This window comes from Hyphomicrobium sp. MC1, assembly GCF_000253295.1.
Classification (GTDB): Bacteria; Pseudomonadota; Alphaproteobacteria; order Rhizobiales; family Hyphomicrobiaceae; genus Hyphomicrobium_B.
Genome location: NC_015717.1, coordinates 1057048 through 1074821 on the forward strand (window position 1 = coordinate 1057048; position 17774 = coordinate 1074821).

Below are 17774 nucleotides of genomic sequence, written 5' to 3' on the forward strand. Positions count from 1 at the left end.
TAGAGAGACGAAGAAATGGCTGCTGTTCAGGAGACGATCGATCAAGTTCGCAAGATCGATGTCGACCAGTACAAGTATGGTTTCGAGACGCTAATCGATAGCATCACGGCGCCGAAAGGCCTCGATGAATCGACGGTTCGTTTCATCTCGGCCAAGAAGGATGAGCCGGAGTGGCTGTTGAACTGGAGGCTCGAAGCGTTCACGCGCTGGAAGGCGCTGACGGAGCCGACGTGGGCGAAGGTCCATTATCCCAAGATCGACTTTCAGGACCTCTATTATTATTCCGCGCCGAAATCGACCGAGGGGCCGAAGAGCCTTGCCGAGGTCGATCCGGAATTGCTGGAGACTTACAAGAAGCTCGGCATTCCGCTGAAAGAGCAGGAAGTGCTGGCCGGCGTGCAGGGTTCGCGCGTTGCGGTCGACGCCGTGTTCGACAGCGTGTCGGTCGTCACGACGTTCAAGGATGAACTGAAGAAAGCTGGCGTGATCTTCTGCTCGATCTCGGAAGCGGTGCGCGAGCATCCCGAGTTGGTGAAGAAGTATCTGGGCTCGGTCGTGCCGCAGTCGGACAATTTCTACGCGGCGCTCAACTCGGCGGTGTTTTCTGATGGCTCATTCGTCTACGTGCCGCCGGGTGTTCGCTGCCCGATGGAGCTTTCGACGTACTTCCGCATCAATGCGAAGCAGACGGGCCAGTTCGAGCGCACGCTGATCATCGCCGACAAGGGTGCATATGTATCGTATCTGGAAGGCTGCACGGCGCCGATGCGTGATGAGCATCAGCTGCACGCAGCGGTCGTCGAACTGGTCGCGCTCGATGAAGCCGAGATCAAGTATTCGACCGTCCAGAACTGGTATCCGGGCGATGCGCAGGGCAAGGGCGGCGTCTATAACTTCGTGACGAAGCGCGGCGATTGCCGCGGGCATCATTCTAAGATTTCGTGGACGCAGGTCGAGACGGGTTCCGCGATCACCTGGAAATATCCGAGCTGCATTCTGCGCGGCGACTATTCGCGCGGCGAGTTCTATTCGATTGCGGTATCGAACGGCTATCAGCAGGTCGATAGCGGCACGAAGATGATCCACCTCGGCAAAAACTCGTCGAGCCGGATCATTTCGAAGGGCATTGCGGCGGGGTTCTCGCAGAACACCTATCGCGGTCTTGTCTCAGCGCATCGGAAAGCAACGAACGTGCGCAACTTCACGAACTGCGACTCGCTGCTGATCGGCGACAAGTGCGGTGCACATACGGTGCCTTACATCGAGGCCAAGAATTCGAGCGCGCACTTCGAGCACGAAGCGACGACGTCGAAGATCTCGGACGACATGCTGTTCTATTGCCGCCAGCGCGGGCTTTCGTCGGAAGAAGCAGTGGCGCTCGTCGTCAATGGCTTCGTGCGCGACGTGCTTCAGCAGTTGCCGATGGAGTTCATGGCCGAGAGCCAGAAACTGATCGGCATTTCGCTGGAAGGCTCGGTTGGTTGATCGTGGCTGAGGGTGACCGCCCGCGCAGCTGTGACGAAATCAGAATTCAAGTTTGTAGAAACGGTTATTGAAATGCTTGAAATCAAAAACCTGCACGTGAAGCTCGCGGATGAAGATCGTGAGATTCTTAAAGGCCTGTCGCTCACAGTGCCGAAGGGCGAAGTGCACGCGATCATGGGGCCGAACGGATCGGGCAAGTCGACGCTTGCCTATGTTCTTGCTGGCCGCGACGGCTACGAGGTCACCGGCGGCGACATTCTCTGGAACGGCGAGTCGATCATCGACATGGAACCCGATGAGCGGGCTGCGAAGGGCGTCTTCCTCGCGTTCCAGTATCCGATGGAAATTCCGGGCGTCGCCGGGCTGACGTTCCTGCGCACGGCGCTCAATTCCGTTCGGAAGAAGCGCGGTGAAGCGGAACTCACGACGCCTGCGTTCCTGAAGCTCGTGAAGGAAAAGGGCGCGAAGCTCAACATCGACGTGGATATGTTGAAGCGCCCTGTCAACGTGGGCTTCTCAGGCGGCGAGAAGAAGCGCTCGGAAATCCTGCAGATGGCGCTGTTGGAGCCGACGCTGTGCGTGCTCGATGAAACCGATTCCGGTCTCGACATCGATGCGCTGCGCATCGTCTCTGAGGGCGTCAACGCCCTGCGCGACAAGGACCGCGCGTTCGTCGTCATTACGCACTATCAGCGGCTGTTGAACTATATCGTGCCGGACAAGGTGCACGTCCTTGCCGATGGCCGCATCCAGAAGACAGGCGGCAAAGAGCTGGCGCTCGAACTCGAGAAGTCCGGCTACGCGGAATACACGCACAAGGCGGCTTAATATGAACGTTGCAGTGATGAAGACGAAAGCCGAACAGGCCATTTCGGAAAGCTTCGAGGCTGCGGCCGGAAAGCTGCCGGGAACCGATGTCGTGCGTGAGCGGCGCGCGCAAGCGATCGGGGCTTTCAGTGGCCTTGGCCTGCCTCATCGGCGCATCGAGGAATGGAAATACACCGATCTTCGCGCCAACGTGAAAGACATCTTTCCCGCTGCCCTCGACGACGCAACGCCGTTGACGATCGCGGAATTGATTGTGGCGCTCGGGCCGTTGGCCCACGTCGATGCGCATCGGATCGTTTTCGTGAATGGTCACCATCGGGCAGGGCTTAGCGATTTTGCCGACGCGGCAGGCTTCGAGGTTGCGGCGCTTGGCGAGTTGTTGGCAACGGCGACGGAAGACGTGAGTGCGGCTCTCGTTTCCACTCCGGAGGGCGGCGATGCGATTGAAACGCTCAATACGGCCTTCATGACCGACGGCGCCGTCGTGCGCGTGACGGAAGGCGCGTCAGTCGCAAAGCCGCTGTTGATCGTTTTCGTTCGAGCAGGCGCCGAGGCTTCTTCAGTTGCCGTGCGCAATTTCGTGACGGTTGAAGCCGGTGCGTCGGCGAGCGTGATCGAAGCGCACGTCGTTCTGCCGGGCGCTGAGCAGGACGTGCAGCTCAACGCGCTGACGGATGTCGTCGTTGGCAAGGGCGCGACGCTGCATCATGCAAAGGTCGCGGTCGATGAGGGGAAGGCTCTGCATCTGTCGAATTGCGATGTAACGCTCGATGCCGATGCAACTTATCGCAGCTTCCAGTTTTCGGCTGGGCTCGGTCTGGCGCGTAATGGCCTCAACGTCATTTTCGAGGGCGAGGGCGGCAAGATCGATCTCTCCGGCGCCTATCTCGCGCGGCGGGCGGAGCATATCGATACGACGCTCGTCGTCGATCATGCGGTGCCGCGCTGTGAGAGCCGCGAACTATTCAAAGGCGTGCTGGAAGATCACGGTCGTGGCGTGTTCCAGGGCAAGATCATTGTTCGCCCTGATGCGCAGAAGACTGACGGTAAGCAGATGTCGCAAGCGCTGATGCTGTCGGAAGATGCCGAATTCGATTCGAAGCCTGAGCTCGAGATTTACGCCGACGACGTCGTCTGCGGCCACGGCACGACGGCGGCGGAACTCGATCCCGATCTTCTGTTCTATTGCCGTTCGCGCGGCATTCCGGAGAAAGAGGCGCGGGCGCTGATGATCGAATCCTTTATTGGTGAAGCCATCGAGAAGGTTGAAAACGAGCAGCTTCGAGGTGCGCTAGCGGCTTACGCTACGCAGTGGCTCGGGCGCTCGGCGGGCCGATAGTTTAGGGCCGAAAGTCTGGGCGGATAACATATGGGACATGAAGCCAGCATTGCCGCTTCCCGAAGCGCCGCGTCGCAGGCGGGGCTCACCGGCGCGCCTTACGATGTCGAGCGCATTCGCGCGGATTTTCCGATCCTGTTTCGGGAAGTGAACGACAAGCCGCTCGTCTATCTCGACAATGGAGCGTCGGCGCAGAAACCGCTGTCCGTCATCGAGGCAATGGATCACGCGTATCGCTACGAGTACGCGAATGTGCATCGCGGGCTGCATTTCCTGTCGAACACAGCGACGGATAAATACGAAGCCGCACGCGAGACGGTGCGCCGGTTCCTCAACGCCGAGCATGCGGACGAGATTATCTTTACGCGCAATGCGACGAGCGCGATCAATCTCGTGTCGCGGTCATTCGGTGAGCCGAGGATCGGACAGGGCGACGAGATCGTCATCACGATCATGGAGCATCACGCCAACATCGTGCCGTGGCATTTCCTGCGCGCGCGCAACGGTGCGGTGCTGAAATGGGCGCCGATGACGGATCGCGGCGAGCTGATAATCGACAAGCTCGAGGCGCTTATTACGCCGCGCACGAAGCTTGTTGCCGTGACGCATATGTCGAACGTGCTCGGCACGATCAATCCGGTGAAGGAGATCATTCGTATCGCGCACGCCAAGGGCGTGCCGGTGCTGATCGACGGCAGCCAAGCGGCCGTGCACATGGGCGTCGACGTGCGCGATCTCGATGCGGATTTCTACGTCTTCACGGGGCACAAGACCTATGGCCCGTCGGGGATCGGCGTCCTGTATGGAAAGCGCCAGTTGTTGCAGTCCATGCCGCCGTACGAAGGTGGCGGCGACATGATCGAAAGCGTAACGCTCGATAACGTCACATATAACGAACCGCCGCACCGGTTCGAGGCCGGCACGCCGATGATCGTCGAAGCGGTCGGGCTGGCGGCGGCGCTGAATTACATGATGCAGATCGGGCGCGAGAAAATCGCCCGCTACGAAGCGGAGCTTGGCGCCTATGCCGCCGAGCGGCTGGCGGAGCTGCCGTGGCTCAAACTTTACGGCACGGCGCCGGGCAAAGGCGCGATCTTCTCGTTCACGATAGATGGGCTGCATCCGCACGACGTGTCGACGATCATCGACCGTTCGGGTGTGGCGATCCGGGCGGGGCATCACTGTGCGCAGCCCTTGATGGAGCGCCTGGGCGTGACTGCAACCTGCCGCGCGTCCTTCGCGTTGTACAACACAAAAGCCGAGGCTGATGCGCTGGTTACCGCGCTCACCAAGGCGCATGATCTTTTCGCGTAAAGGAGCTTCCGAATGGATGGGAAGCAAATCGAAGACCGCGAGGCATTGAAGACGGCGGTGGAGGCGCTCGATGCGCCGCCGACGTTGCCGCCGGACGGTGGCGTTGCGCCGGACCCAGCAGCGGGTGTCGTATCGGCAGATGGTGCCCCCAAGGGTGACGGCAATGCATCGGCACTCCCGCCGGAAGAGATCGAGCGGCTGACGAACGATATCGTCGCCGCGCTCAAGACGGTTTACGATCCGGAAATTCCGGCGGACATTTACGAACTGGGCTTGATCTACAAGGTTGAGGTCGATGACGACCGCAATGTCGTGGTCAACATGACGTTGACGGCGCCGGGCTGTCCGGTCGCAGGTGAAATGCCGATCTGGGTTGAAAACGCCGTCAATGCCGTGCCGGGCGTCGCTGGAACCAGGGTCAATATCGTGTTCGATCCGCCCTGGGATCAAAGCCGGATGTCGGACGAAGCGCGGCTTGCGGTTGGAATGTTCTGACGTGGGTATCGTTTTGGACGGCGAATACCCATATACTTGCAGTGAAGCAACGACCTACGGAGGCCAGCGTGCCCTCGCTTAGAATGATGCCAAAAGTCATGACCTTGACCGACACCGCTGCGGCGCGCGTTTCTGCTCTGCTCGCGCAGAAGCCGGGTGTCAAGGCGTTGAAGATCGGGATCAAGAAGGGCGGCTGCGCGGGCATGGAATACACCATGACCTGGGCCGAAGAGATCGGGAAGTTCGACGAAGTCATCGAAGACAAAGGCGCGGTCGTGCTCATCGATCCGGCAGCGATCATGTATCTGATCGGCACGGAGATGGACTACAAGACCGACAAGCTGTCGTCGCAGTTCGTCTTCAACAATCCGAACCAGAAGAGCGCTTGTGGTTGCGGCGAGAGCGTCAACCTCGAACCGGCTACGCCGGAAGGGTTTGCGCCGGTCGGCTGACGCAAACCGCGGGCACGGGTTTGGGACCGGGGCATGTCCTCCGCGAACGATGATCTGCTTCAAATCCTGAAAGATGCTCTGGAACGCGAAGGTTTCGTGCGCGGTGGGCGCATGTTCGGCGGCGTTGGTGTTTATTTTGACGGCACGTTCTTCGCCATCATCACCGGCGGCACGATCTATTTGAAGACCTCTGAAGGAATGCGAGCGCGGTTCGAGGCGGAGCGCTCGCAGCCGTTCTCCTACCAGACCAAAAGCGGAAGGACGCAGCTTACGTCTTATTGGCGGCTGCCGGAGCGCCTGCTCGACGACGTCGATGAATTGAGGGATTGGGCGCGTGCATCCATTGATGCCGCGCGTGAGTTCGCTGCTAGCAAACAGCGGAAGCCGACAACCGCAAAGCCCAAAGCAGCGCGAAAGACAAAATCGGCCGCCCGATCATCCCGTTGAACATCATCCTCGGCACAAAGCCGAGGATTGTTTTTCTGCTGAGGATTCTGGCCGGTAGATCCTCGGGACGAGGCCGAGGATGACTGGCGAGGAAGCAAGCCAGCGGCTGGTCCCCTCGCTCTGTGGCCTCTCAAAGGGAGAGGTAAGATCAATCAGCCGCGGCCCGGGACCTTTATTGGGCGGGCGGGCTTGCGCATGAACGCCGGCATGTTTTCAGCGAAGCCGAGGCGCTCGCCACCCTTCTGCGGCGGAGGCGGGGCCTTGCTACGTGGCTGCTCTTGCGCCGCTTGCCGCTTCTCCGGCGCACGCTCGGGGCGACGCGGCGCTTTTGGCTCATCCGTCCAGGCATCGACCGTCGGCTGTTCGTTGCGATGGGCTGAGCGCTGAGGATGTTCGCGGCGCGGCTGCGCATGCTGACGGCTTGGCGACGGCGGTTGCTCTCCGCGCCCATGAGCACGCGGAGCTTCGTTGTCGCGCGACGGTGCATGGCTTCGCGGCTGCTTGTCCGCCGACGGCTTCTGCTCGCGACGACCGTGCTCAGAACCACGGTGCTGCGGCTTGGCCGACTTCTCGCGACCGCCCGAGGCTTGGCCGCGTCCACCGCGACCGCGGCGGCGCTTTCCGGCTCCGGCGATGTCTTCCTCCGATGGAGGTTCGCCAAGCCAAACGGCCGTTTCACCTGTGATCTTTTCGATGTCTTTCACGAACTTCAAATCATCCGGACTGACGAGGGAAATGGAATGTCCTTCGTGTCCGGCGCGGCCGGTGCGGCCGATGCGATGCACGTAGTCATCGGCTGCCCACGGCAGATCGAAGTTGAAGACGTGCGAGACCTCCGGAATATCGAGACCGCGTGCCGCAACGTCGGACGCTGCCAGCAGCATGATCTCGCCAGCGCGGAATTTGTCGAGCGTCTCCATGCGGCTCGTCTGGTCCATGTCGCCATGCAACGCGCCGGCGTTGAAGCCGTGCTTGGTCAGCGATTTATGGAGCACCGCGACATCGCGCTTGCGGTTGCAGAAGATGATCGCATTCTTGACGTTGCCGTCGCGGATCATGTCACGCAGGACTTCGCGTTTGGCCCAGTCTTCGCCGTTCTGGCAATAGACGAACCGCTGCGTGATCGTCTTTGCCGTTGTTGCTGGCTTGGCGACTTCGATGCGTTCGGGATTGTTCAGGAACTGATTGACGAGGCGTGTGATCTCGGGCGGCATCGTCGCCGAGAAGAAGAGCGTCTGGCGGCGCGGCGGCAGCAGCTTGCAGATCTTCTCGATGTCGGGAATGAAGCCCATGTCGAGCATGCGATCGGCTTCGTCGATGACGAGAATTTCGACGCCCATCAGCATGACGCGGCCGCGGCCGAAATGGTCGAGCAACCGGCCGGGGGTGGCGATGAGAACATCGACGCCGCGGTCGAGCTTCTTCACCTGGTCGTCCATCGAGACGCCGCCGATCAGCAGCGCGAGCGACAGCTTGTGATTGACGCCGTATTTCTCGAAGCTCTGCGCGACCTGAGCGGCGAGTTCTCGCGTCGGCGCGAGGATCAATGAGCGGGGCATTCGCGCGCGTGCGCGGCCCGTTTCGAGGCGTGTGATCATCGGTAAGGTGAAGGAGGCGGTCTTGCCGGTGCCCGTCTGAGCAATGCCGAGAACGTCTCGGCCGGTCACGGCGACGGGAATAGCAGCGGCTTGAATCGGGGTTGGCGCGACGTAACCCGCAGCCGCGATGGCGGCTTGAACCTTGGGCGAGAGCCCCAGGTCAGCGAACGTCTTGGTTTCCAAAAGCAGGTATCTCCATCTGCACAGGATCTGGCTGTCCGGCGCGAGGGGCGTCAGACGGTCTTTAAGAGAGCGCAGGGGGGACGGGTGCCGAAAGGACCTAAGCCGAAATAGGAGTGCGGATCAAAAAAGCATTAAAAAATGCGCAAATCGATCCCCTGCGCTCCGGCACGATCGCGTGCTCGCATACATCTCGGCAAATCGCAAGGAAAACCCACTAGTTTTGAGCCTGTAAGCCGCGGGCTTGTGTCACAGGCAGCTCCAGGGCCGCTTTTGGGCGGCCCTAGAAACCCTAAACTCCAAGTTTAGTCTTCAAGCAACCAGCGGCCGAACAGTCCACCGATGATGCCGCCGAGAATCGGCGCGACGAAGAACACCCAGACCTGCGACAGCGGCTCGCCCCCGGCATAGATCGCCGGGCCGAAGCTTCGGGCCGGGTTAACCGAAGTGTTGGAGATCGGGATCGACATGATGTGGATTGCAGTCAGGGCGAGGCCGATAGCGATGGGCGCCATCATCGAGGGGTGGTTTGCCCGCGTGACGCCCATGATGACGACAAGGAAAAATGCAGTCAGGACCGTTTCCAAGATGAAAACCTCACCCAGGGTCGCTTTCAGCATCGAGAGATCACCGTAGCCGTTGGCGGCGAACGTGGGGCTCGTATGGCCGACGAGGGAGAAGATTCCGCAGGCGGCACAAGCGCCGACGAGCTGGGCGATGATGTAGAGAATGGCGGGACCGAACTCGAAGCGGCCGCCGGCAACCAAGCCTAGAGTGACAGCGGGATTATAGTGCCCACCGGAGACGTGGCCGATCGCGAAGGCCGTCACCATGACGGTAATACCGATACAAAACGCGACGCCAAGTATGCCCGCCGCGCCGGACGGTGCTCCAAACGAATAGAACGCCGATCCAAGTATGGACGACATCAGCATAAATGTGCCGAACGTCTCGGCAGCCAAGGCTCTTATGTTCATAATATTATATTCCCCCCGGGCGCCGTATTCTGAGGTCGCTCAGAATTCTGCCGCCGTATGTTGGCATAATGAATGCGAATCAGCATTCGGAACAGGGGCATGCGTGCAACATGGTGGGCGTTGCGGCGAGTGCTTTTTTGCCGTGCCCGTTGAAAAAATCTTAACGAACCTCCACAAGCTCCGAGGAGCTTATTTGTCGTATCAACTAAATTGCCTTTTTAGCGGATATTTAGTGCCGTAGATTTCGGCGAGGCGGCGCCTGTCACGGTCTGGGTATAGGGGCGGTGTTAAGAGCGCTCTGTTGCGTGGCGTTTCGCGTGTGCAATTTTGAACGCGGGAACCGTCTCGCGACCTCGCAAGGATGTCGAGCAATGACAATCGATGCTGGTTCTGCGGTTGGCGGTGTGACCGCACGCGAAACTCCGGCGGTAATGGCAGAAGCCCGGCCACGCGGCATTCGTCGTGGCGATGTCATACGCGAATTGAAGAAGCGGGATAATTATACGAATTTCGCACACATCGGGTTTGTCTACCTGGTGATTGCCACCGCGATTGGCTTGACGATCTGGAGCTATGGCGCCGTCGCGGCTGCCGGCCTCGGCTGGTGGTGGAACATCCCGATGACGCTGCTGTGCATTGCGACGGTTGGCGCCTCGCAGCATCAATTCGGCGGTGTCATTCACGAGGGCACGCACTTCACGCTCTTCGAAAACAAATTCATGAATGAAGCCGTGTCCGATTGGCTTGGCGGCTTTCCGATTTACACATCGACGTTCCAGTATCGGCTGCACCACTTAGCGCATCATCAGTTCATCAATGATCCGCTGCGCGATCCCGATTGGGCACAGTTGAATGAGAGCGGCCACGATCTCGATTTTCCGATCACGCACGTCGACATGCTGAAGGAGCTGGCGAAGCAGCTCTGGCTGCCGAACCTCTTCCGCTACATGATCGTGCGTGCGCGTTACAGCGCGCTCGGGACGGACAATAATCCATATATGGACCGGGAGCGGAAGGGCGAACGGCTGCCGACGCTGGCCGGTGTCATCTATGCCGTTACGGCGCCGATTGCGGCTATCACACTCATCAAGACGGGCCACGGCCCATGGGCCTTTGCGGCGCTCGGCGTGATGACGGCGGCTGTCGTCGCGTATTTCTATTTTCTCGATGAAAACAAGCTGCCGCACGCACACGTCGAGACGGTGATTTCGCATCGGGCGACGAATATCAGCCGCATCATTTACATGGCGATCGTCTACACGGCTTTGACAGCAGTCGAAGTGGCGGGCTGGGGACCGGCTTGGAGCTATTACGGCCTGCTGTGGATCTTGCCGCTATTCACGGCTTTCCCGTTGTTCATGATCATGCGGCAGTGGGTGCAGCACGGGAACGCCGATCGCGGGCGCTATACGAACACGCGCGTGTTCCTGGTCAATCCGTTCATTCGCTATGCGGTGTTTCCGTTCGGCATGGACTATCACTTGCCGCACCACATCTACGCGTCGGTCCCGCATTACAAGCTCAAGGACCTGCACGAGCTGTTGCTGGACGATCCGAAGTATCGCGAGAAGGGTATCGTCGTCGAAGGGTATTTCAACTCGCCGCATGGTGAGACCCCGGAGCGCAATCCGACAGTGATTGAGGTTCTGGGCGAGAAGTATGCGCCGAAGCCGGATGGCGAAGTTTACGTCGATACGGATACGCTTGAATACGCCAAGGTCAGCAATGCGGCGGCCATCCAGCGCGAGAACGAAGCCTCATCGCGCGGGGAGTAATCCGCGAATTTTGTCGTCCTCGGGGTTTGTCCCGAGGATGACAAATGGAATGCTTTCAGGTTGAGCCGAGCGAAGGCCTTAAATATCCAGATCCTTCGCGAAGGCAGCGTTCTCCTGAATGAAACGGAAGCGCGCTTCAGGCTTCGAACCCATCAGAGCGTTGACCACTTCTGACAGGCCGTCGCGCGCGGCTTCATCGATGGCGACACGCAGAAGCGTGCGGCGCTTCTTGTCCATCGTCGTCTCTTTCAGGTCTTTGAAGTCCATCTCGCCGAGGCCTTTGAAGCGCGTGACCTTCGGTTTCTTGTTCTTGAAATGCGTCGCGAGCAGCTCGTCGCGGTGCGCCTCGTTGCGGGCGTAGGCAACGTCGCTCTTGTCGGAGATCTTGTAGAGCGGCGGCACCGCCAGGAAGAGGTGGCCGTTTTCGACCAGTTCCGGCATTTCCTGATAGAAGAACGTGATCAGCAGCGAGGCAATGTGCGCGCCGTCGACGTCGGCGTCGGTCATGACGATCACGCGCTCGTAGCGCAGGTCATCGTCTCGATACTTGGTGCCCGTGCCCACGCCGAGCGCCTGGATCAAATCGGCTAGAAGCTGGTTCTGTGACAGTTTCGCCGACGAGGCGTTGGCGACGTTCAGGATCTTGCCGCGCAAAGGCAGCACGGCCTGGGTTTCGCGGTCGCGTGCGCTCTTGGCGCTGCCGCCGGCCGAGTCGCCCTCGACGATGAAGATTTCGGTGCCGGCGGCCTGCTGGATCGAACAGTCGGCAAGTTTGCCGGGAAGACGCAGCTTGCGCGTTGCCGATTGGCGGCCGACCTCTTTTTCGCGGCGACGCTTCAGGCGTTCTTCGGACTGGTCGATCGTCCATTCGAGCAGTTTCGTTGCCTGCTGTGGAGAGTCTGCCAGCCAGTGATCGAAGGCGTCGCGCACAGCGGTTTCGACGATCTTCGTCGCCTCGACGGTCGCGAGCTTGTCTTTGGTCTGGCCCTGGAATTCGGGCTCTCGAATGAAGACGGACAGCATCGACGCGGCCGTTCCCATCACGTCTTCGGACGTGATCTGCTGGGCTTTCTTTACGCCGACGAGTTCGCCATAGGCACGGAGCGCCTTATAGAGCGCCTGGCGCAGGCCGTTTTCGTGCGTGCCGCCTTCTGGCGTCGGGATCGTGTTGCAGTAGGACGATGAGAAACCGTCTTCGTCGGAGATCCAGGCGACGGCCCATTCAACGGAACCGTGGCCTTCGTCCTTCTCGACGCGACCTGAAAAGATTTCCTTGGTGACGCGGGTGCGGCCGTCGATCGATGACGTGAGATAGTCGCTCAAGCCGCCGGGGAAGTGGAAAGTCGCTTCGGCGGGCGTGTCGTCTTTGATGAGCTCCGGTGCACACTTCCAGCGGATTTCGACGCCGCCGAACAGGTAGGCCTTCGAGCGGGCCATTTTCATCAAGCGCGCAGGCTTGAACGCAGCGCCTTTGCCGAAGATTTTCTCGTCTGGCTTGAAGCGCGTTTTCGTGCCGCGCCGGTTCATGATGGAGCCGAGCTTTTCGAGCTTGGTCTGCGGCTCGCCGCGCGAGAACACCATGCGATAAAGCTGTTGGTCGCGTGCGACCTGAACTTCGAGCGTTTCGGACAGCGCATTGACGACCGACACGCCGACGCCGTGCAGACCGCCCGAGGTGTTATAGGCCTTGGAATCGAATTTGCCGCCCGCGTGCAGAACGGTCATCACGACTTCGAGCGCGCTCTTATTCTTGTACTTGGGATGCGGGCCGATCGGAATACCGCGGCCATTGTCGGTGACCGTCAGAAAGCCGTCTGCCGAAAGCTCGACCTCGATCCAGGTGGCGTGGCCCGCAACGGCCTCGTCCATGGAGTTGTCGATGACCTCGGCGAAAAGGTGATGCATGGCTTTTTCGTCGGTGCCGCCGATGTACATGCCGGGGCGGCGGCGCACGGGTTCGAGGCCTTCGAGGACCTCGATGTGCTCTTCGCTGTAGGCGCTTTCGACAGGCTTGCGGGCACGCGACGATTTCTCAGTCATTTCGCTTTCGAATTCCGGAAAAAGGTCAGTTTGCGATCGGCTCATTAGCGGCCCCCAATCGTGCCATGGCATAACCACGCATTCGGAAAGAAGCGGCGGGGACGCCTGACAGCTGGGCCGCTGAAGCGAATCTCAGAGAGCTTCTTATAGCCCGAGCCGGGCCGGGGCTACCATGGCGTTTCGGTTCTGTGTCGGTCCGGCAACTCGCGGGCTGGATCAGGCTGCGACGTTATCGATCAGCCGGGTTTTGCCCAGCCAGCAAGCGGCGAGAACGCGCATCGGCCGCCCACTTGCGGTTGATGCCGGTTCGAGTGTTTCGGCATCCCAGACCTCGATATAGTCGATTTTCGTGAAGCCTGCCGCGGTGACTTTGCGTTTGGCATCAGCCACGCCCGCCGGAATGTCGGCACCGTTGGCGACATCTTTGGCAAGTGCGGAAATTGCTGCGTAAAGAGCCGGCGCGATCTTGCGTTCGGCTTCCGAGAGATAGGCATTGCGCGAAGAAAGCGCCAGTCCGTCGGCGTCGCGTTTCGTCGGTGAGCCGATCAATTTCAGCGGCATGTTCAGGTCGCGGACCATCTGGCGCAGTACGGCAAGCTGCTGAAAATCCTTTTCGCCGAAAACTGCGATGTCGGGCGTCACCTGATTGAAAAGCTTGGCGCACACGGTTGCGACGCCATCGAAATGACCGGGGCGGAATGCGCCTTCCAGGTCCTTGGCGGCGCTCCCGGCACGCACGCCTGTGGAAAAACCGTTTGGGTACATTTCTTCAACACCGGGTGACCAGACGAGGTCGGCGTCGGCAGCAGCGAGCTTGGCGAGGTCGCCCGCTTCATCGCGCGGATAACGCGACAGGTCTTCATTGGCGGCGAACTGCGTCGGGTTGACGAAAATAGAGACGACGGCCTTGTCGGCTTTCTTTTTCGCCAGTTTCACCAGGGAAATATGCCCGGCGTGGAGCGCACCCATCGTCGGTACAAGGCCAACCGTCTGGTCGCGGCCGCGCCATTTGGCGACGGCCTTTCTGAGGTCGTGGACGGTGCGGACGATCTTGATTTTATCGGACACAGGCGAAGCCCCCGAGCTTAAATTTCGGCCAGAGGTGCCGGGAATAGGGGCGAACCGTCAAGGGGACACGGTGGGCGGCGACGGCCGGGGGAGGCGACGGTTTAACGATCTGCTAGTATTCCTTAACGGGCGAATCGCATCGGCCGCCCTATATCAGCGGGTAGGACATGGTCGCGACATTGCGGCGTGAGGACAGCGTGACACAGCGGGCTCTCCCACCACGGGATGAATTCGCCGCCCAGTATCTTATGGACGAGCCGCGTCTCGTCGGGGCTTTGATCGAGCGGGCGTTTTTCACTGAAGACGAACGCCGGCGCACGGCCGACATCGCGCGCCGCCTCGTTCATACCGCACGCGCCGATAAAGCAAGCCATGCGGGCATTGATGCTTTCATGCACGAGTATGGGCTGGCGACCGATGAGGGCGTCATCCTGATGTGCCTCGCTGAGGCGCTGCTGCGCATCCCGGATGCCGAAACGGCCAACGCCTTCATTGCCGACAAGATTTCCGGCGGCGCCTGGGAGAAGCATCGTGGCCATTCCGATAATCTGTTCGTCAACGCCTCGACCTGGGGCCTGATGCTGACGGGCCGCATCATGCGGCTCAAGGAGGCGAAAGGCGCCAATCCGTTTCAGGCGATGAAGCGGCTCGTCGCGCGTTCGGGTGAAGGAACGATCCGGCTGGCCATCCGCCATGCCGTGAAGCTGCTCGGCGAGCAATTCGTGCTGGGCTCGACGATCGAGAGCGCATTGGCGCGAGCGCGCTTTTATGAAGAGAAGGGCTACCGGTTTTCCTACGACATGCTGGGCGAGACGGCGCGCTCGGAACATGATGCCGAGCGTTATTTCCAGCGCTACATGGCGGCGATCGATGCCGTTGGGGCGGAGGCCCGGCCATTCACAACGCAGCATGCCGACGCGATCTTTGGGCGCCCTTCGATTTCGGTGAAGCTTTCGGCGCTGCATCCGCGGTTCGAGCCGGGGAAAGAGAAACGACTGCGTGCGGAACTCGGCCCCCGACTGTTGACGCTGGCGCGAGCGGCGCGGGCGAAGGGTCTCGGGCTGACGGTCGATGCCGAAGAACAAGACAGACTCGATCTCACCGCGCAGCTTTTCGGTGATACATTCGTCAGTTCACAGCTCGAAGGCTGGCATGGGCTTGGGATCGCCGTGCAGGCCTATGGGAAGCGCGCGATCCCGATGCTTCGCTGGCTCCGGCGGCTGAGTGAGCAGACGGGCAAGCGCATTCCGGTGCGGCTCGTCAAAGGCGCGTACTGGGACAGCGAGATCAAATGGGCGCAAGAGCGTGGTCTTGAAGATTACCCGGTATTCTCGCGCAAGCTGCATACGGACGTTTCCTATCTCGCAGCGATGCGGCTGCTGATTTCCGATCCCGTCGCATTCTATCCGCAGATTGCGACGCATAACGCGCATACGATTGCGGCGGCGGCAGTCGCGGGGGGCGCTGTCGAATTTGAATATCAGCGCCTGCACGGCATGGGCGAAGCGCTTTACGAGCAGGTCGTCGGCGAAGGTAAGTTCAATCGCGCCTGCCGCGTCTATGCGCCGGTCGGCGGGCATGAGGATCTGCTCGGCTATCTCGTGCGGAGACTGCTCGAAAACGGAGCCAACACGTCGTTCGTTAATCGGTTGGGCGACGAAGAAACGCCGATTTCCGAGATCATCGCCGATCCGGTCGAGATCGCAGACCGGGAATTCAGCTCGGGCGAGCGGCCGAAGCTGATTGCGCGCCCGCGCGATATTTTTCTGCCCGAACGCAAGAACAATGCCGGGCTGGCTCTAACCGAGACCGGCGTGCGCGAGGCGTTGCAAACCGAGATCGCGAAAGCCCTGAAAACGCCATTCGCGGCGGGGCCGATCATCAACGGCGTTGTCACGGCGGGGGGCGAGGCAGCAGGCGTTGTCGCGTCACCGCACGACCATCGCGATCGGATCGGAACGGTGCGGCTTGCAACGCCGCAGCACCTCGAAGACGCGATTGCGTCGGCGAAAAACGCAGCGCCGTTATGGGAAAAAACCGACGCTGCCGAGCGTGCGCGCATTCTCGAAGTTGCTGCGGACCTGTTCGAGCGAGATCGTGCAGCGCTGATGGCGGCGCTGATCCGCGAGGCCGGGAAGACCATCGAAGCGGCGCAGGCCGAGGTGCGGGAAGCTGTCGATTACCTGCGCTATTACGCCGTCGAAGCGCGGCGGCTTTTTTCCGATCCGGTCGTACTCCGGGGCCCGACGGGCGAGGAAAACACTCTGACGCTGCGCGGGCGCGGTGTGTTCGGCTGCATTTCGCCGTGGAACTTTCCGATTGCAATTTTCACCGGCCAGGTGGCGGCAGCACTGGCGGCGGGGAATGCCGTCATTGCAAAGCCTGCCGAGCAATCGCCGATCTCAGGCTTTTTGGCCGTTAGGCTGCTGCATGAAGCGGGTGTCCCGCGCGAGGCGCTGCAACTCGTGACGGGCGGCGGCAAGCTCGGCGAAGCGATGGTGAAAGATGCGCGCCTGCAAGGAATTGCATTCACGGGATCGAACGAAACAGCCTGGGCCATTCAGCGGGCGCTGGCGGATCGGCGCTCGGCCATCGTGCCATTCATCGCCGAGACGGGCGGAATCAACGCGATGATCGCGGATTCATCGGCGTTGCCTGAGCAGGTGGTGCGCGATGCTGTGCGGTCGGCCTACGATAGCGCCGGTCAGCGCTGCTCGGCGGCTCGCATTCTCTTCGTTCAAGACGATAATGCGCCGCGTATCCGTGCGCTGCTCGCTGGCGCCATCGAAGCGCTTGATGTCGGCGACCCGCTGGATTACGCGACCGATATCGGCCCGGTGATCGACGAAGCGGCGCAGGACAATCTCGAAAGCCACAAGGTCTTGATGCAGCGTGAGGGGCGCGAGATCATCGATCTTGCGATGCCGGAAGCCTGCCGGGCTGGGACCTATGTCACACCAGCGCTTTATGAGATCGACCGGCTCGACAGGCTCGATCATGAAGTGTTCGGGCCGATCCTTCACATGGTTCGCTATGAGCGCGGGCATATCGACAAGGTCGTTGCTGCGCTCAATGCGACTGGGTACGGCCTGACGCTTGGGCTGCACAGCCGCATCGAGAGCGTCGCCGATTACGTGGCGGAGAACGCCCACGTCGGTAATCTCTACGTCAACCGCAATCAGATCGGGGCGGTCGTCGGCGTCCAGCCGTTCGGCGGCGAGGGGCTTTCCGGCACCGGACCGAAAGCTGGCGGACCGAACTATCTTGCGCGCTTTGCGACCGAGCGGACGCGTTCGACCGATATCACCGCGACCGGCGGCAATTACACACTGCTGAGTGGGAAGAGTTAGGAGGCTTCGTCACTCATAAACTGCGTAGAACTTCTTGGCGGGTTCGATGACTTCCCAGGTTCCGGTGAAGCCTGCGGGCGTCAGGAAGGCGTCTCCAGCGCGGAAGGTCGCCTCGGAACCATCATCGCCGCGGACGACGATGAGGCCCTCCAAGATGTAGCAGAACTCGGTTTCGGTGAAGACGACGCGCCATGCTCCTGGATCGCCGCTCCAGATGCCCGAGCTGAAATGGCCATCGGGGCTTTGAAACAGGTTTTGTGCGCACTGCACCGGGTTCCCAGAGACGATGCGATCGGCTGCTGGGTGATAAACGTCGCCGGGCGGAAGGACGCCTTGGAAGACGACGAGCTTGGGAATTTCGCTGTTGGCGGTCACGGGCGGGCCTTACATTGCAAGCTGGGCGGCGATGCTACGTCTGCGCTGCTT

The 17774-nt window shown here is 60.6% G+C and carries 14 protein-coding genes; 9 read left to right on the forward strand and 5 right to left on the reverse strand.

All coding sequences use genetic code 11. The features are described from left to right. Nucleotides 1–15: 15 nt before the first annotated feature. The 7 genes from sufB (at nt 16) to HYPMC_RS05065 (ending at nt 6360) form a co-directional block, all read left to right on the forward strand. Entirely contained in the window at nt 16–1485 is a 1470-nt protein-coding gene (sufB, locus tag HYPMC_RS05035; RefSeq protein WP_013946733.1) for a Fe-S cluster assembly protein SufB, read from the forward strand. Nucleotides 1486–1557: 72 nt separating this feature from the next. Next, the gene (gene sufC / locus HYPMC_RS05040) at nt 1558–2313 is read left to right on the forward strand and encodes a Fe-S cluster assembly ATPase SufC (RefSeq protein ID WP_041300729.1); all 756 of its coding nucleotides are present in this window, start codon (nt 1558–1560) and stop codon (nt 2311–2313) included. Nucleotide 2314: 1 nt separating this feature from the next. Further along, a complete protein-coding gene (gene sufD, locus HYPMC_RS05045) occupies nt 2315–3652 on the forward strand; it encodes a Fe-S cluster assembly protein SufD (protein ID WP_013946735.1) in 1338 nt (445 codons plus the stop codon). A 30-nt stretch (nt 3653–3682) separates the two neighbouring features. Beyond that, the gene (locus HYPMC_RS05050) at nt 3683–4966 is read left to right on the forward strand and encodes a cysteine desulfurase (protein WP_013946736.1); all 1284 of its coding nucleotides are present in this window, start codon (nt 3683–3685) and stop codon (nt 4964–4966) included. 12 nt (nt 4967–4978) lie between these two features. After that, complete coding sequence (locus tag HYPMC_RS05055; RefSeq protein WP_013946737.1) at nt 4979–5461, forward strand: SUF system Fe-S cluster assembly protein; 483 nt, start codon at nt 4979–4981, stop codon at nt 5459–5461. A gap of 98 nt (nt 5462–5559) precedes the next feature. Next, the gene (locus tag HYPMC_RS05060) at nt 5560–5913 is read left to right on the forward strand and encodes an iron-sulfur cluster assembly accessory protein (protein ID WP_041300732.1); all 354 of its coding nucleotides are present in this window, start codon (nt 5560–5562) and stop codon (nt 5911–5913) included. A gap of 33 nt (nt 5914–5946) precedes the next feature. Further along, nucleotides 5947–6360: a TfoX/Sxy family protein gene (locus tag HYPMC_RS05065; protein WP_013946739.1), complete on the forward strand. Its 414-nt coding sequence runs from the start codon at nt 5947–5949 to the stop codon at nt 6358–6360. Nucleotides 6361–6512: 152 nt separating this feature from the next. Here the strand turns inward: HYPMC_RS05065 and HYPMC_RS05070 are convergent, their stop codons facing one another. Next, nucleotides 6513–8141, reverse strand: coding sequence for a DEAD/DEAH box helicase (locus HYPMC_RS05070; RefSeq protein ID WP_013946740.1), 1629 nt, complete (start codon nt 8139–8141; stop codon nt 6513–6515). Nucleotides 8142–8443: 302 nt separating this feature from the next. Continuing rightward, nucleotides 8444–9115, reverse strand: coding sequence for an aquaporin (locus HYPMC_RS05075; protein ID WP_013946741.1), 672 nt, complete (start codon nt 9113–9115; stop codon nt 8444–8446). A 371-nt stretch (nt 9116–9486) separates the two neighbouring features. On the opposite strand from HYPMC_RS05075, the gene HYPMC_RS05080 reads away from it, so the two are divergent. Next, nucleotides 9487–10890 carry a fatty acid desaturase gene (locus HYPMC_RS05080; RefSeq protein ID WP_013946742.1) on the forward strand — a complete coding sequence of 468 codons (1404 nt, stop codon included), beginning with the start codon at nt 9487–9489 and terminating at the stop codon, nt 10888–10890. A gap of 78 nt (nt 10891–10968) precedes the next feature. Here HYPMC_RS05080 and parE read toward each other — a convergent pair whose 3' ends face one another. Both parE and panC read right to left on the reverse strand, forming a co-directional pair. Continuing rightward, entirely contained in the window at nt 10969–12975 is a 2007-nt protein-coding gene (gene parE / locus HYPMC_RS05085; protein ID WP_013946743.1) for a DNA topoisomerase IV subunit B, read from the reverse strand. A gap of 171 nt (nt 12976–13146) precedes the next feature. Further along, the gene (gene panC / locus HYPMC_RS05090; RefSeq protein ID WP_013946744.1) at nt 13147–13998 is read right to left on the reverse strand and encodes a pantoate--beta-alanine ligase; all 852 of its coding nucleotides are present in this window, start codon (nt 13996–13998) and stop codon (nt 13147–13149) included. A 167-nt stretch (nt 13999–14165) separates the two neighbouring features. Here panC and putA point away from each other — a divergent pair, with 167 nt between their 5' ends. Further along, nucleotides 14166–17348 (forward strand): bifunctional proline dehydrogenase/L-glutamate gamma-semialdehyde dehydrogenase PutA, encoded by a 3183-nt coding sequence (gene putA, locus HYPMC_RS05095; RefSeq protein ID WP_013946745.1) that lies wholly within the window; start codon nt 14166–14168, stop codon nt 17346–17348. 9 nt (nt 17349–17357) lie between these two features. Here putA and HYPMC_RS05100 read toward each other — a convergent pair whose 3' ends face one another. Beyond that, nucleotides 17358–17723 carry a cupin domain-containing protein gene (locus tag HYPMC_RS05100; protein ID WP_013946746.1) on the reverse strand — a complete coding sequence of 122 codons (366 nt, stop codon included), beginning with the start codon at nt 17721–17723 and terminating at the stop codon, nt 17358–17360. Nucleotides 17724–17774 lie beyond the last annotated feature (51 nt).